Consider the following 16,274-nt stretch of genomic DNA (forward strand, 5'->3'; position numbering starts at 1 on the left):
AGTGATATTATATATAATATAAAGCAAAATAATATTCAACTAAAAATAAACTACAAAGAAGGTGAAAATATATGAAAGAATTTATACGAATAGTAGGTATAACAATAGAAGGAATAAAAAACGTATGCTACGGATCTATAAAAATCAATAGTTTAAATGAAATAGAAAATAACAATTTTTTAGAATCTGGATCTATTCTTGGGATTTATGGACAAAATGGTTCTGGAAAATCAACAGTACTTGAAGCCACAGATATTTTAAAATCTATACTAGAAGGAAAAAAACTTCCTGATTACATAGGAAGTATGATTAATACAAGTACAAATAAAGCGAAATTAGAATATAATTTTTATGTAGATTGTGATGAATTCAAAGGATTAGTAGATTATAACTTTGAAATTATTCAATCTAAAGATGAGTTTTCTGATGATAAGAATAGTACTAAATATATTATAGATTATGAAAAATTGACACTTAAAAAATTTAAAGATGGTAAATGGATTAGAAAGAGAACTTTATTTGAAGCTAATTCTGGAAAAATTACTTATTCAAAGATTAAAAAAACTATATCAAAAGATACAATGATGTTTTCAGACGTATTGTATGGACTAAATCCAGACGCGTCATTAATATTTGGAAATGGTGCAAAAGATAGAATAGCTGAAGAAATGGCAAGTAAAGATGATAAAGATTTACTTTGGGCTGTTAGAATACTTAAATATTTTTCTGTTAGAGATTTGATTATAATAAAAAATGATGCAATGGGAAGCATATATCTTGATAAATTTGTTTCACTTAATTTATATTTACAGGATAGTGAAAAATTAAAAAGGGGAAGGATAGCAATTAATTTATTTGAACCAAATATTTTACCAATAAATGTATTTGAAGATGTCAAAAGCGTAGTTAAACAGATTAGCATTATTATAAAATCTCTTGTTCCTTCTCTTGAAATAGGAATTGTAAATGAGAAGAATCAGCTTACAAAAGATGGTGAAGAAGGAATTAGTTTTGAATTAGTTAGTATAAGAGATGGAAAAAATATTCCGCTTGTATATGAATCAGAAGGTATAAAACGAATTATATCTATAACAAGTGCACTTGTTGCAGCATATAATAAAGAATCTGTTTGTTTGATGGTTGATGAGTTTGATTCAGGTATACATGAATATTTACTAGGAGAAATATTAAGTATATTCAATGATTCGGCAAAAGGTCAGTTTATATTCACTTCACATAATTTAAGACCACTTGAAAAACTTCCATATAAGTCTATTATTTTTACAACTGTTAATCCAGATAATAGGTATATTTATCTTTCTGGAGTAAACTCAAATAATAATATTAGGGATTTTTATTATTCTGCAATATTACTTGGTGGTCAGGAAGAAGATATATATAGCGAAACTAGAGATTATAGGATAGAAAAAGCATTTAGAAAGGCAGGTAAACTTTATGGTAAAGAAGAAAATTAAACCTAAGAAAAAAGTCTTTCTGCTTATGGTTGAAGGAAAAAGTGATAGAGTAGCATTAAAACCTATAATTTCAGAACTTATAAACGATACAGTATTCTTTAAGGTTGTAGGATGTGATCTTTCTTCAAATAATTCTAAAGAATATAAGAGTAAAACTCTTGTTGAGTTAATAGAAATAGAACTTCAGTTATTTTTATTTGAGAATAGAGGAATTTCAAGGGATGATATAGAGAAAATAGTAGTAATATCAGATACTGATGGATGTTATGTTCCAGATGAAGCTGTATATTATTCTGAAATAGATGGAGAACTTAGATATGAAGATGATGGAATATATACAAATAATGTAGAAAATATTAGAAAAAGAAATAAGTTTAAATCAAATAAACTTGAACCAGTTATAAAAGGTGAAAAGTGCGGAGATATTCCATTGGAAATTTATTATTTTTCTTGTAATTTAGACCATGTTATTCATGGTGAGAGAAATATGGATGGCTCTAAAAAAGTAGGTTCAGCTGAAGATTTTGCAGATTCTTATGATGGTGAGGAAGAAAAGTTTGTTGAATTTATAGATGAGTTTGGAGAAGAGAAGAAGTTTTCAGCCTCTTGGAACTTTATAAAAAAAGGTCTCAATTCTTTGTTAAGATATTCTAATATGAATGTTTTCTTTATAAATAATATAGAATATTTTAATAGTGAAGCTAAAGAAATAATTTCTAAGTGTAATGAATAGTTAGATTTAGATAAAAACAATTATACAGAACATATGTTTTTGTAGTAACATTAAAACAAAAATAGACTTACAAAAGCAAGTCTATTTTTGTTTTTTAGGCTTTGTAAAAAAGAAAAGACGAGATAATAACCTCTCGCCTTTAGATTTTATATCAACTTGTAGTTAGTTTAAATTTAATTATTTTGCTAATCCTATTCTTGTAGCTATCTGTTTTAATACATCTCTAGCAACACCATGTCCTACCTGATATACATAAACACCATTTCTATTAGCTTTCTTTTCTAATGCATTAACCTGTTCATTAGACATTTTGTTAGTAGCTAATACTATTGGAGCATTATCTTTAACTGCTAATGAAGTTGCTGTTAAAGCATCTATTAATTCAGATTTATTAGTCTGTCCATCTTTAGATAATACTACTCTCTGTATATAGTTAGAAGCAAATCTATCTATAACTTTAGCATTTGTAGCTTTTCTATTTGAACCAGCAACTCTATCTACAGATACTTTTTCTTCTTTTAATTTAGCTTCTGTTTCTCCAGATACTACTGTTTCTCCACCTATTATTGTAGCAGATTTAGCAGAAACAAATTTTCCACCTTTTAAGTAGTCAACTGTTGAATCAGATAATCCTTTTCTTGATTCAACTATTATAGGCTGTTTTTTCTGAGCTGCAACTGAAGCTATTGACATAGCATCTGCTTCACCATCTGCACCTACTATGAATGCATTTTTAACATCAACATCATTATCCTTTTCTATTAGCTTAGCTACTGCTAATGAAGTTGCTTCTCTATCTTCTCCACCAGCTCTTACTACTCTTACACCTATAGATTTCAACTGATTAACTACGTTCTGAGATATAACTGCTTCTCCACCTACTAAGTATACTGTTACCTGATCTAAAGAACCAACTGTCTGATGTTTTACTAATTCTTTCATGTACTGTAAAGTAGCTTTTGGTAAAGAGTTAGTTTCTGTTAATAATATTGGAGCAACATATCCATCGAATGGTATATTTCCTATTTTATTAACAACTGAAGCTGCTAGAGGAGCTGCTGCTAATCCATCAACTAGAGCATTTCCATTTACTAATACTATGTTTCCATTTAATGCTACATCTTCTATTTTAGCATTTTCTTTTGCAACTTTAACTGCTGTTTCATATCTATTTGTTCCGGCTAATACTTCAACAGATGCCTGTCCACGTTTCATCCAAGTATTGAATATTTCTAACTGTCCTTTGTTGTTTGAAGATATAGTTATGACATTTTTTTCATATTTATTAGTTGTTGGATTTGTATTTACAAATTCCATATCAAATGTGAATATACCATTTTTAGATGTTTTAACATCTGCTACACTTACATATAACCCATCATTTTTAACAGCATTAGCTTCTTTAACTTTATCTAATAATTCCTGACCTTTTGAAGTTAATAATAAACCATCATATAAGTCTGATAACTTCACATTAACTTTACTATCTGCATCAGAAACTGTTAATCTAGCTACAACTTTTTCATCTATTGGATCACCTTTTTTAATTGTTTCTGTTGAAACTACAGGTTTGAAAGTAGCTAAATCACTCCAGTCAGACTGAGGTGTTCTTCCGTCTAACACATCACCATTTACATCAACTGGTTTAGAGAAATCCAATTCTTTATCTCCTGCTTTAAAAGTAACTGTTTCTAATTTAGTTTCATCAGCTGCTTTTCTAAGTTCTACTGTTAAAGTTTCTCCATCGAAATCCATAGAGTATATAGCTGGATAATTTTCTTTATTCGCTTTGAATTTATCTGCTGCTTCTTTTAAAGATGCTTTATTAAATGTTTTTTCAGTTTCAGTTACTTTATCTTCTAATGCAAAGTGGTAGTATTTACCATTTTTTTCTACATAACCACCATTTACAACTTCTATAACTGTACCTACTGGTGCAGCATTTATAGCTTCTTCCATTTTTGGTATAGATTCAACTGTATAGAACTGTTTAACATCTAGTCCTTTACCCATCTGAACATAGAATACACATTCTCCTGCAAATTCTTTATTTACAGCTTCATTTGCGAAAGTCTTAGATAGCATTAACTCTCTTAACTCTTTTATTAATAATCCTCTGTTTGATCCATTTACTTCATACTGAGGAGTTGCTGCAAGAACTGGCGCTACTGCACTCGCTAACATCGCTCCTGCCATTACTACTGATAATCTTTTCTTATTCATTATCTTTTTACCTCCGTTTTCCTTTTTTATTCGTTACATCTCTTTTTTTCTCTATTCTCTTGCTCTTTCGACGCAATTCTTTATTCTTCCACAGTTTTATTGTACGGAGTGCACGACCACCACCCCAAAACACAAATTCAAGCATCAAAATAGAAAATGTAGGAAAGTAGGGGTAAAAAGAAAACAAAAAAAGACCAAGAAATATATAGGTCTAATATCAAACTATGGTATAATAATTTTGGGAATCACAAATGAGAGTGGCTTGGTAGGAACTTACTTTCAAAGAATTTATTTTCTGCGAAAGGGGGTGAGTACCATGGAAAATTTTATCAAAATGTTTTTGACTATGATTTTTATACCAATTTTGGTTAATGTTATATCTAATTTAATTACAGACATGATAAAAGCCCACTCTTCAAAGTTTGGCGACGACGAAAGTGGGCTTAACTCTTCTAAAGAAGAGTAAATATATCATTTTCTGCTGAGTCACTTATGTGATTCCTTTTTCTATTTATATTATACCATATTTTCTAGCTTTTAAGCATATTTTAAAATTATAAATCTATAATATAAAAGAACATATGTTTGTGATAAGTTTGAAAGACAAAAATAGACTTACAAAAGCAAGCCTATTTTTGTCTTTTTTGTTTTTGTAAAAATAAAAGACGAGGAAAAATTCCCTCGCCTTTAATTTTTATATCAACTTGTAGTTTGTTTAAAGTTAATTATTTTGCTAATCCAACTCTTTCAGCTATTGTTTTTAATACATCTCTAGATACACCATGTCCTACCTGGTACACATATATTCCTGTTCTCTGAGCTTTCTTTTCTATAGCATTTATCTGTTCATTAGCTAATTTATTTGTTCCAAGTACTATTGGAGCATTATGTTTTACTGCTAATGATGTTGCTGTTAATGCATCTATTAATTCTGATTTGTTGTTCTGACCATCTTTTGATATTACTATCTGTTTTAATCCACTATGAGCAAATCTATTTATAACTTCTGCATTTGTTTTCTGTCTATTTGAACCAAATACTCTATCTACAGATATTTTTTCAGCTTTTAAAGTTTCTTCTGTAGCTTTTGATACTACGCTTTCTCCACCTATTATTGTAACTGATTTTTTATCATTAGAACTTTCATTTTTCCAATCTTTTAAAGAATCTATAGCGTCTTCTGATAATCCGTGATTAGATTCTACTATTATTGGCTGTTTCTTTTCAGCTGCTACTGATGCTATTGACATTGCATCTGCTTCACCATTTGCTCCTACTAAGAATGCATTTGAGAAATCTGCTCCTTTACCATCTTTTCTCATTACTTCTGCTACTTTTAATGAAGTTTCTTCTCTATTTGCTCCACCAGCTCTTACTACTCTTAATCCAAGATCTTCTAACTGATGTTCTAAGTTTCTAGAAAGAACAGTAGTTCCACCTACTAAGTATACTGTTACTTTATCTAAATGCTGTACCTGCTGTCTTCCTATTAATTCTCTTATATATTCTTTTGTTGCTTTTGGTAATTCATCAGAACCAGTTAATAGTATTGGAGCAACTTTTTGTTCTGACATTGGTTTATTCTGGCTGTAATCTTTATTCCATACTGAAGCTGCTAAAGGTGCTGCTGCAAGTCCATCTACTAATGCATTTCCATTTACTAATACTATATTTCCATTTCTAGCTACACTATCTATATCTGCATTTTCTTTAGCAACTTTAACAGCTGTTTCATATCTGTTATCTCCTGCTAATACTTCTACCTGAGCTTTTGCATCTACCATCCATTTTTTGAATAAGTTTAACTGAGCTTCATTGTTTGTAGTTATTTTTACAACTTTTTTGAATGTTTTGTTAGTTGTAGGGTTCTGGTCATAGAAGTTTATAGCTAAAGTGTATAAACCGTTAGCTTCTTTGTTTACTTTACCTACTGAATATTTATATCCATCATTTTCATCAGCTTTACATAATTTAGCTCCATCTAATAATTCCTGACCTTTTTCAGTTAATAAAAGACCATCGTATAATTCTGATAGTTTGAAGTTTACTACTTCATCAGCATTAGATATTGTTACATTTGCTAATAAAACTTTTGGTAAATCTGTTCCTTTAGCGATATCTATAGTCTTACCAGCTTCTTTGTATGAAGCTAAATCTGACCAGTCAGACATTTCATTTCTTCCATCTATTAAATCTCCATTTTTATCTAATGGCTTAGTGAAATCAACTCTTTTATCTCCTTCTTTGAAAGTTAATGTCATTAATTTATCTTCTGCTTCAGCTTTTCTAGTTGTAACTGTTAATACTCCTTCTTTTGCATCATAATCCATAGCATATACAGATTTATATTTAGAAGTAGTAAAGTTATCAGCTTCTTCTTTTAAAGAATCTTTTGTATATGTATCATCTTTGTATGTATCTACAAGAGAGAATGCATAGTATTTACCGTTTTTTTCAACATGTCCTCTATCAAATACTTTTACAGTTGTTTTAGCAGGTGCAGATTTTATAGCTTCTTCTAATGCTTTTATTCCTGCTTCACTAACATCATAGAACTGTTTAGTTCCTATTTCTACTACGTATATAGACTGTCCTCTATAATCAGCATTATGCTGATTATTTACACTTTCATTTGCAAATACTTTTGATGTTAATAAGTTTCTTAAATCTCTTATTAAAAGACCTTTGTTACTTCCATTCACTTCATATGATGGAGTTGCTGCCATCACTGGCGCTACTGCACTCGCTAACATCGCTCCTGCCATTACTACTGATAATCTTTTCTTATTCATTATCTTTTTACCTCCGTTTTCCTTTTTTATTCGTTACATCTCTTTTTTTCTCTATTCTCTTGCTCTTTCGACGCAATTCTTTATTCTTCCACAGTTTTATTGTACTAGCGCGCGACGCAAACACCCCCGACCACAAACTCCATTACAGAAAGACTATATAAATGTAAGAAAAAGACAAAAAAACACATAAAAAATAGTCTTACAAAAATCAATCCCAACAAGAACAGATGTTTTTTATCTAAAATCATTCATTATATGATTAATAAATTTCAAAATGAGTACTAAAAAATGATATAATTAAAATAGATTACATAACTAAACAAAAATACTTATTTAAATAAAGAAAATCAAAAAATATATTTCAAAGGAGGGAGCACACATGGATATATTTGAACTTATAGAAATAGGTGAAAATAGTGAGATAGAATTCAAAAAAGCGAAAAATAGTGTTCCAAAAGACTTGTGGGAAACATATTCTGCAATGGCTAACACAAACGGGGGAACAATTGTGTTAGGAATAGAGGAGAGATTTGACAAAGATGAAAAGTTTGACATATCTGGAGTTGAATCTGTAGAAAAAATGTTAAAAGATTTTTGGAGTACTATAAATGGTAATAAAGTAAATAAAAATATATTAATGGAAGAAAATGTTGAAGTAATAAATATAAATCATAAAAAAGTTATAAAAATTGAAGTTCCAAGAGCTAGTTATATAGATAAGCCTATATATTTGAACAATAATCCGTATAATGGAACTTATAAACGAAATTATGAAGGTGATTATAAGTGTTCACAAGATGAAGTCAATGCAATGTTTAGAGATGCTTCGGAAAAAGGATTCGATTCTTCAATTTTGGAGTACTATGATATGGATGATCTTGATATGCCAACTGTAAATCGGTATAGAAATAGATTTTCTGTTATAAATCTTAACCATGCTTGGCATAATTTATCTGATGAGGAGTTTCTTATTCAATTAGGTGCTATGGATAAGGATAGAAAGACTAAAAAAGTTTGGCTGACAGTTGCAGGTCTTTTGATGTTTGGGAAAAGTGTTAGTATCAGAAGTTATTTTCCTTATTTTGATTTAGACTATCTAAAAATGGTAGATGTGGATGAGGATTTGAGATACAATGAAAGATTTACAATCGACGGAAGATGGGAGAGCAATCTGTTTAATTTCTTTACTATAGTTATAAATAAGTTGTCCGAGGATATTCCAATTCCATTTAAGTTAAACGGGATAACAAGAATTGATGATACCCCTGTTCATCGGGCAATACGTGAAGCCTTTGTAAATGCTATTGTTCATGGGGACTATTCTGTTCAGGGAACTTTAAGAATTAAAAAGTTTAAAGATAGGTTTGAATTTTATAATCCTGGTTGCTTGAAGATTCCTGTTGCTGATATTTACAAGGGTGGAACTAGTAAATGTAGAAATCCATTTATTCAGAAGATGTTTAGAATGATAGGATTTGGTGAGAATATAGGTTCAGGATTTTTCAAGATATTAAAAGCTTGGAAAGAGCAGCAGTGGGCAGTTCCTATACTAGAAGAAAATTTTGCCACAAATGAAGTTGTGCTAAAACTGAACATGATCTCTTTGGTTCCAGAGGTATATATGGGAAAATTGAAAGAGATATATGGAAGCAGTTTAGATTCATTGAATGCAGATGAGATAAAAATTCTTGTGACAGCTATAACTGAGGATGAGGTAACTAATGCAAGGATGCAGTGTGTTACAGATTTACATCCTAATGACATTACGGATATGCTTAGAAGTATGGTGAATAGGGGATTATTGATAGAAGAAGGATTTGGAAGAGGTAAGAAGTATATGATAAATGAGGAATTCAGCTGTGAAGAGAGTGATTCTAGCTTAGATGTTGTAGAAGATGAATCCAAAGGGAAAGACGTTGATAATTATGAAATTATTTTAGTTAATTCAAAACTTAATGATGTTGAGAGAGATATTTTAAATATTATTAAATGTAAAGGATTTACAACAACTAAGATTAATACAGAAAGTTTAGAAATTAGTCAATATAAAAGCATTAGATGTTGTAATAATCTTATTGAAAAAGGAGCTATTAAAAAAGAAGGTAAAGGTAGAAATGTCAAATATGTATTAGTTAATCAATAGTGTATGCAAGGATTATATTTTAATCGTTTGATTTGTCAAACAATTATGCAAGGATTAGTTATTAATCATTTGATTTATGCAACGATTAAGCATTAATTATTTGACTTATTCTGCAAAAATGTAATAGTAATCTATTAATCGTTTGATTGTACAGAACATATGTTTTTTTTGAATTTATTGAGGCAAAAATAGACTTACTAAGCAAGTCTATTTTTGTCTCTTTTAGTTTTTGTAAAAAGAAAGATTGGAAAATTAAAATATGTAAAATTTTTATTTTAAAACAATTTATTTAAAATTCAATAACTCCATTACATAAATCTTTAAAATCATTTTGTTTATATGCAGTATGAATTCTGTTCTCTTCAACGCACTTAATTAAATAGTTTATAATTTCATTCAACCTCTCACCAATAACGTCCGACTGAATTATTTTTAAAATTTCTTTAATATTTTGTATTTTAATTTTATTATTTTCACTAACAGAATCTAAGTGATTTTTTAATAAATATATTAAAATCTTAACTTGTTCTTTTGAAAGAAGACTAAAGAAATTATCATAAATAGATTTTGCACCTGGAGAAACACCATTACAGTATCCTACTTCACGACCAATTCTACATTCTAAAAATGTATTAATTATTTTTGTTGTTTGTTCTTTTGGTATATCCGAATAGTTTTTTATATATTTCATTATCTCTCTAGCTATTGACGGTTCATTATAGTAATTATTGTATTCTTGATTAGCAATAAGTAATTCATCACATAAATTACTTATAATTAGACTTTTTGTATTTATAGTTAGATAATTCAATCCATCACATTTTTCAAAAAATGTATGAGCTAATTCAGCTTTTTCTTTTTCTAGATTATTTTTAAAAAATTCTACCTTTGTTCCTAATTCATACTTTGTTGCATCCAAAGTGTATATCCATAATTTAGATGATACTAAAAGAATATTATTTCTAACTATTGTAGAAGTTTTATCAGAAATATAAATACCAAATAAACTTATTATAAGTGTAGAAGTAATATTAGTTGGAAAATCTTTAAAAGATAACTCCATACTTTTAAGTGTTTCATCATCAATACTTTCATCTAAATTTTTTATATTTTCTATAATACCTTTTGACATTATAGCAGCATGAGATGCTTTTTCATTTATTACATCCTTAACGCAAATATCTAACCAACTAACTAATTCATAAGAGTTTATAGTCGAAAAATTCGGATGTGAAGCCCCTATTTGATTTCTCATATCTAGAATATAGCATAATTTACGGTGTATAATATCAGATATCCATTCTAGTTTCTTACAAGTATCTAATAACGTTTTATCTTTTATTCCCGATAAATCTTCTATAGTATTATACTCATGTCTTCTTTTTTCTCCAACTGCATTATCATAGAATGTTTCTAAACCATAAAAAACAATTTAATATTTTCTATTAAAAAATAATTTATATTCTAAAGAGATATGATTGAAATTACTCCTACTAATAAAATATAAGTTTAATAAAGATTCTTAAACTCTTGATTTCTTTTATAAAGTAAGAACTTAAAAGGCGAGAGAATTTTCCCTCGCCTTTAAAAATTATACATCAACTTGTAGTTAGTTCGAAAGTTTATTATTTTACGTTTGATAATCCTAAGAATTCAGCTATTGATTCTAAAGTTGTTCTTGCAACACCCTGTCCAACCTGAGTTAATTTAGTAAATCCGTTAGTACCTTTTTTATCTAGTATAGCAACTTTCTGATTATCAGTTATTTTATCTGTTGCTAATACTATTGGATTACCATTTGCATAGTTTGCTGCTGCTAATGCATCTACTAATTCTTCTTTATTTCTCTGACCATCTTTTACTAATACAACTTCATCTATATCACTAGGAGCATATTTTTCTATTATAGCAGCATTTGTTTTAAATCTATTATCACCAGCTACTCTAGCAACTTTATTGTTAGTAACTGCATCTATTTTATCATAATCAGCTTTAGATACTACTGATTCTCCACCTATTACAGCAACGCTATCATTTGCAGCAGTTTTTAAGTTCTTTTCTATAAATCTTATAGCATCTTTAGTTAATCCACCTTTTTTAGAAACTATTATAGGAGTTTTTTCTTCAACTGCTACTGTTGCTATTGACATAGCATCTGCTTCACCTTCTGCACCTACTATAAATGCTTTTGAAACAGTTCCTAATGCTTCAGCTACTTCTAGTGAAGTTTCTTCTCTATTATCTCCACCATATCTTTCTACTGAGAATCCCATATCTTTTAATTCATCTACTAAAGATTCACTTAATACAGCTTCTCCACCTACTAAATGTATTTTTACATTTTTAAGTCTTGATTTTGGCACATTTACTGTTAATTCTTCTAAGAAATCTTTTGTTGCAGTTGGAAGTGAATCTGATTTTGATAATAATACTGCAGTACCAGCATTATTATTCCATTTTTTATCAGCTGCTAGTGGTGCAGCTGCAAGTCCATCTACTAATGATTCACCATTTACTAATACTATATCATTCTGATTCGCATTATCAGCATTTGCAGTTTCGTTTATTCCCTGAGCTTTTGCTACATTTACTGCAGTTTCATATCTATTAGCACCTGCAACTATACCAACTGTATAATTACCTGTTGTCATCATATCATATAAAGACTGTAGTTCTTTTAGATTAGTTGATTTAACAGTTACTACTTTAACTTCACCAGTTGTTGTAACATCTTTATAACTAGCATAGTATGTTACTTTAAACTCTGCGACACCATTAGTTAACTTTGATGGTCTATCACCTAATTTAACAGTTTCTTTACCTGTTCTATTATTTTCTTTAGCTACTTTTTTAGCATTTTCTATATCTTTCTGTATTTCTGTTCCTTTTGCTGTTAATGCTAATCCGTCATATAAATCTTTTGCTAAGTATGTTACCTGTTCAGCTTTTTTTGAATCATCAACTAATTTATATGATTCTTTCACTTCTGGATCAGCAGTTATTTCAGCTGATTTCTGATATTTTGATGCTTTAGTTGCAAATCCTACACATTCCTGAACTTTATCTGTTATTTTACCATCTTTATCTAATGGTAAATTGAAGTTTAATTCATCTGATTCTGTGTTAAGTTCTATTTTTACATTTTCTTCTTTTGAAGCTGTTAAGTCTTTTATTGCTTCTAGTGTTACAGTAGCTCCTGTTTTTTTATCATTAACTTTTATTTCTTTAACAAAATCATTAGATGCTGGATCAACTATGTTAGTAGTAGGATTTTGGAAATCATCAACTCCATATTTTTCTACTTTACCTGTTGCTTCTATCTGTGTACCAGGTATTATCTGTCCTAAGAATTCAGTTGTTTTTCTTTCTACTACCTGTACTGTCATATCTGCTTTAAGAGCATCGTTAGAAAGTATTTTTTCTATTTCTTTTATATCGTATGTTACATCCCCAGTTACACTTGAATCAATTGTGTTTAAAGCAACCTCTTTTCCATCTTTATTTAATACTTTTATTCCGTATGCTGATGCATTATCTTTCATTAAATTCGCAACATCTGTTGATACGAAATTTGTTTTTAATTCACTATTAGTTGATATCATTTTTGTTTTTGCTAAATCAACTATTTTTTTTGCTAATAATGATTTTTCACTCATATTAACATCAGTTACTTCTGCTGCCATCACTGGCGCTACTGCACTCGCTAACATCGCTCCTGCCATTACTACTGATAATCTTTTCTTATTCATTATCTTTTTACCTCCGTTTTCCTTTTTTATTCGTTACATCTCTTTTTTTCTCTATTCTCTTGCTCTTTCGACGCAATTCTTTATTCTTCCACAGTTTTATTGTATGGAATGCCCACCAACTCCACAAAACACAAAACTAATATAAATGTAGGAAAAATTAAAATTTTTGCCGTAAAAACTAGGTCAAAAAAAGTAATAGCAATAAGAACAAATGTTTTTTTGACCAAAATAATATTTGCCGTAATTTTTTTACGGATATATGGTATACTATACTTAAACGGAGGTGGAATTATGCTAAAAAAATTTGAAGTAGAAGGATTTAAAAATTTTGAAAATAAATTTACACTAGATTTATCAAAAGCTCATAACTACGATTTCAATAAAGAGATGGTAGAGAATAATACTGTAAAAGTATGTTCAATATTTGGTAAAAATAGTTCTGGAAAGAGTAATCTTGGATTGGCAATTTTAGATGCAATAAATCATTTAACAGACGATAGAGAAAAAACTTCAATAGATGCAAATCCATATTTAAACTTAAATAGAAATGATTTTGCTGAGTTCACGTATTATTTTTCATTTGGAACAGATGAGCTTGTTTATAATTATAAAAAAGCAGCTGTAGAAGAAATGCTTTATGAAAAAATTGAGATAAATGGAAAAAATGTTCTTGAATACGACTATTCATTAGCAAAAGGTCATTGTGATTTAAAAGGAACTGAAAATTTAAAAATAGATTTAAAGGGAAGAGGACTCTCTCTTACAAAATATGTTAGAAATAATTCTATACTAGATGATAATAATGAAAATGAAGTGTTTAAGAAATTCTATAACTATATTGAAAATATGCTATTATTCTATTCACTTAATGTAAATAGATATTTTGGATATAAATCTGGGGGAGAATCAATAGAAAGCTCTATAGTAAAAAACGGTAAGTTAAAGGATTTTGAAGATTTTTTATGTAATTTAGAAATAAAATGCAATTTAGAATCAGTCAATTTAGATGGAAGAGATGTTATTTTAAATAAGTTTAAAAATGGATCAGCTAGATTCTTTGAAACAGCTTCAACAGGAACTAGAAGTTTGGCTTTATTTTACTATTGGCTTATAAATAGTAATGAAGCATCTATGATTTTTATGGATGAGTTTGATGCGTACTATCATTATGAGTTAGCAGAACAAGTTGTTAAAGAAGTAGTTAAGAGAAAACCAAATTCACAGATTATATTTACATCTCACAATACTAATCTTATGACTAATGAGTTATTCAGACCAGATTGTCTATTTATTATGAAAGAAAATAAGATTGAATCTATGAGTAGATTGACTAATAAAGAGCTTAGATATGCACATAATCTACAGAAATTGTATAAGTCAGGTGCTTTCAATGAGTAAAATTGCATTTATTGTTGAGGGAAAGAAAACTGAAAAAGTTGTAATCAAAAGTTTTATGGATAATTTTATGAATAGTAATAACTTTGATGAACTTGATATTGAAGAAATCGTACTTCCTATGGAAACAAATATTTATACTTTATATAAGAAAATGAATTGCTATCTGTATCAACATCTCTTACTGGAGTATTATTAAGATCTGTTGTAAAGTAGTATACAGATTTGTCAGCGAACTGAGTATCTGTCATATGGAATTTTTTACTGTTTAAGAAAGTTCTTAATTCACTTTTTACTACTCCTAAATCATTTGCTGATACTTCATATTTCTTGTCAGCAGTTGTTTCAGCTGCTAGCACTGGTGCTACACTACTTGCTAACATCGCTCCTGCCATTACTACTGATAATTTTTTCTTGTTCATTATCTTTTTACCTCCGTTTTTCTTTTTTTATTACATTCTTCTCTTTTTTTCTCTATTCTTTTGCTCTACGCAATTCTTTATTCTTCCACATTTTTATTGGACGGAACGCCACCTCACCGCCCCAAACGCAAAGTGGGGCAGAGGGGGTAAAAAGAGCACAAAAAAACGAGGATTTATTCCTCGTTTTTCATCACTTCGGTCACTATTTTATATTAATTTCGTGTCAGAACCGTCACACGACATCTTCAATCTAATTCTTTAAAGTTTAGTCGTTTTTTATATTGATAAGCATTTCTACTTATATTATATCATAGTTTTAAGTCTTATAAATAAAAGTGCATAATTTTATTTTAAACACTTTTCGCTGATAGGTATCTGAGATACTATCTTATCTTTATTAATTCCTTCAAGATAAAATTTTTTCAACTTAGTCTTATCATAACTAGCATAAGCATAATACTTAGAAATATCTTCAACAAGACTAGTGAAATATCTTTCCCAACTTATAAACTCGCTACTATCAATATAATCAGCTGGATTTTCTAGAATTTTATCAATCATCTTGCTGTGGTTTCCAAAGATTTTTGCAGATAATATCAGATACTCAAATGATTCAGGAAGAAATACTTTGATATTTTCTCTATCTCTTGTAAATTCTTCTAAAGTTTTTACTTGAGATCCAAAAGCAGCCCCGTCAGCTACGATAAGTGTTTCTTCATTATCGGATATTTCTTCTAATGGCTTTATTATAGAGCTGTTGCCACCAGAAGAGAAGCAGTTACAATTATACACTTGATTAAAGAATTGGAATCCTGCTTTTTTGTCTTCAGTTATAATATTATCTACACAAATTTCTTTATTATCTTCAAAGTTGTCATATTTTGAGTAAATTCTGTAAAACTCATTAACTACAGGCTCCAAGCTTCCATATTTTCCAGATTCTTTGATTCCGTATATTTCATCAACACTATAAGGTAAATTGCTCAAGCTTTCTCTATTAACGATAACGTAATAGTTAGAAGTGTTTTGAATAGCTTTGGCAAATTCTTCTGTTTTTACGTAAGATGCATCCTCATCAAAGAATATTACGTTATTTTCTGTTTCTTTGATTCTTCTTTCCCAACTATATTCATCACCAGAAAAAGCTATGCAAGGATAGTCGCAATCAACACGTATAAATCCTTGAAGAGTTTTATCCTTCGCAGCTCTTATTAAAGATAGTAGAACTGTCTTTCCAGTTGCAGAATTTCCTTCTATTATAGTAATATTTCTGTTTAGTGTAAATTCATAGGTGATTTTGTTAGCAATATTACTAATTTTTACATGAACTTTTCCTTTCAAT

At 29.1% G+C, this 16,274-nt stretch carries 11 protein-coding genes; 5 read left to right on the forward strand and 6 right to left on the reverse strand.

What is annotated here, in order from left to right; genetic code table 11:
- Positions 1-71 precede the first annotated feature (71 nt).
- Both ACK2WN_RS01690 and ACK2WN_RS01695 read left to right on the forward strand, forming a co-directional pair.
- Positions 72-1,475, forward strand: coding sequence for an AAA family ATPase (locus tag ACK2WN_RS01690; RefSeq protein WP_416154616.1), 1,404 nt, complete (start codon positions 72-74; stop codon positions 1,473-1,475).
- The gene (locus tag ACK2WN_RS01695) at positions 1,456-2,208 is read left to right on the forward strand and encodes a hypothetical protein (protein WP_300452163.1); all 753 of its coding nucleotides are present in this window, start codon (positions 1,456-1,458) and stop codon (positions 2,206-2,208) included. The genes ACK2WN_RS01690 and ACK2WN_RS01695 overlap by 20 nt, the downstream gene beginning before the upstream one ends.
- A 177-nt stretch (positions 2,209-2,385) precedes the next feature.
- Here ACK2WN_RS01695 and ACK2WN_RS01700 read toward each other — a convergent pair whose 3' ends face one another.
- Complete coding sequence (locus ACK2WN_RS01700; protein ID WP_416154617.1) at positions 2,386-4,431, reverse strand: cell wall-binding repeat-containing protein; 2,046 nt, start codon at positions 4,429-4,431, stop codon at positions 2,386-2,388.
- Between the two features lie 316 nt (positions 4,432-4,747).
- On the opposite strand from ACK2WN_RS01700, the gene ACK2WN_RS01705 reads away from it, so the two are divergent.
- Positions 4,748-4,897 carry a hypothetical protein gene (locus ACK2WN_RS01705; protein ID WP_330000383.1) on the forward strand — a complete coding sequence of 50 codons (150 nt, stop codon included), beginning with the start codon at positions 4,748-4,750 and terminating at the stop codon, positions 4,895-4,897.
- A gap of 259 nt (positions 4,898-5,156) precedes the next feature.
- Here the strand turns inward: ACK2WN_RS01705 and ACK2WN_RS01710 are convergent, their stop codons facing one another.
- The gene (locus ACK2WN_RS01710) at positions 5,157-7,223 is read right to left on the reverse strand and encodes a cell wall-binding repeat-containing protein (protein ID WP_416154618.1); all 2,067 of its coding nucleotides are present in this window, start codon (positions 7,221-7,223) and stop codon (positions 5,157-5,159) included.
- Between the two features lie 379 nt (positions 7,224-7,602).
- Between ACK2WN_RS01710 and ACK2WN_RS01715 the strand changes: the two genes are divergently transcribed.
- A complete protein-coding gene (locus ACK2WN_RS01715) occupies positions 7,603-9,366 on the forward strand; it encodes an RNA-binding domain-containing protein (protein ID WP_416154619.1) in 1,764 nt (587 codons plus the stop codon).
- Positions 9,367-9,655: 289 nt separating this feature from the next.
- On the opposite strand, the gene ACK2WN_RS01720 is transcribed toward ACK2WN_RS01715, so the two are convergent.
- The gene (locus tag ACK2WN_RS01720; RefSeq protein WP_416154620.1) at positions 9,656-10,621 is read right to left on the reverse strand and encodes a hypothetical protein; all 966 of its coding nucleotides are present in this window, start codon (positions 10,619-10,621) and stop codon (positions 9,656-9,658) included.
- 370 nt (positions 10,622-10,991) lie between these two features.
- Complete coding sequence (locus ACK2WN_RS01725; RefSeq protein ID WP_416154621.1) at positions 10,992-13,115, reverse strand: cell wall-binding repeat-containing protein; 2,124 nt, start codon at positions 13,113-13,115, stop codon at positions 10,992-10,994.
- A 291-nt stretch (positions 13,116-13,406) separates the two neighbouring features.
- Here ACK2WN_RS01725 and ACK2WN_RS01730 point away from each other — a divergent pair, with 291 nt between their 5' ends.
- Positions 13,407-14,513, forward strand: a complete 1,107-nt coding sequence (locus ACK2WN_RS01730; RefSeq protein ID WP_416154622.1) for an AAA family ATPase — start codon at positions 13,407-13,409, stop codon at positions 14,511-14,513.
- 116 nt (positions 14,514-14,629) lie between these two features.
- Here the strand turns inward: ACK2WN_RS01730 and ACK2WN_RS01735 are convergent, their stop codons facing one another.
- Together ACK2WN_RS01735 and ACK2WN_RS01740 are read right to left on the reverse strand one after the other, a co-directional pair.
- The gene (locus ACK2WN_RS01735) at positions 14,630-14,932 is read right to left on the reverse strand and encodes a hypothetical protein (protein ID WP_416154623.1); all 303 of its coding nucleotides are present in this window, start codon (positions 14,930-14,932) and stop codon (positions 14,630-14,632) included.
- Positions 14,933-15,277: 345 nt separating this feature from the next.
- A complete protein-coding gene (locus ACK2WN_RS01740; protein ID WP_416154624.1) occupies positions 15,278-16,273 on the reverse strand; it encodes a translation initiation factor 2 in 996 nt (331 codons plus the stop codon).
- Position 16,274: the final 1 nt, after the last annotated feature.

The organism is Peptacetobacter sp. AB800, assembly GCF_047807365.1.
Classification (GTDB): domain Bacteria; phylum Bacillota; class Clostridia; order Peptostreptococcales; family Peptostreptococcaceae; genus Peptacetobacter.

Coding starts and splice junctions, on each gene's coding strand:
- ACK2WN_RS01700 (WP_416154617.1), bottom strand. CDS start 4,431: ATGAATAAGAAAAGATTATCAGTAGTAATGGCAGGAGCGATGTTAGCG.
- ACK2WN_RS01695 (WP_300452163.1), top strand. CDS start 1,456: ATGGTAAAGAAGAAAATTAAACCTAAGAAAAAAGTCTTTCTGCTTATG.
- ACK2WN_RS01705 (WP_330000383.1), top strand. CDS start 4,748: ATGGAAAATTTTATCAAAATGTTTTTGACTATGATTTTTATACCAATT.
- ACK2WN_RS01715 (WP_416154619.1), top strand. CDS start 7,603: ATGGATATATTTGAACTTATAGAAATAGGTGAAAATAGTGAGATAGAA.
- ACK2WN_RS01720 (WP_416154620.1), bottom strand. CDS start 10,621: ATGAGAAATCAAATAGGGGCTTCACATCCGAATTTTTCGACTATAAAC.
- ACK2WN_RS01690 (WP_416154616.1), top strand. CDS start 72: ATGAAAGAATTTATACGAATAGTAGGTATAACAATAGAAGGAATAAAA.
- ACK2WN_RS01725 (WP_416154621.1), bottom strand. CDS start 13,115: ATGAATAAGAAAAGATTATCAGTAGTAATGGCAGGAGCGATGTTAGCG.
- ACK2WN_RS01735 (WP_416154623.1), bottom strand. CDS start 14,932: ATGAACAAGAAAAAATTATCAGTAGTAATGGCAGGAGCGATGTTAGCA.
- ACK2WN_RS01710 (WP_416154618.1), bottom strand. CDS start 7,223: ATGAATAAGAAAAGATTATCAGTAGTAATGGCAGGAGCGATGTTAGCG.
- ACK2WN_RS01730 (WP_416154622.1), top strand. CDS start 13,407: ATGCTAAAAAAATTTGAAGTAGAAGGATTTAAAAATTTTGAAAATAAA.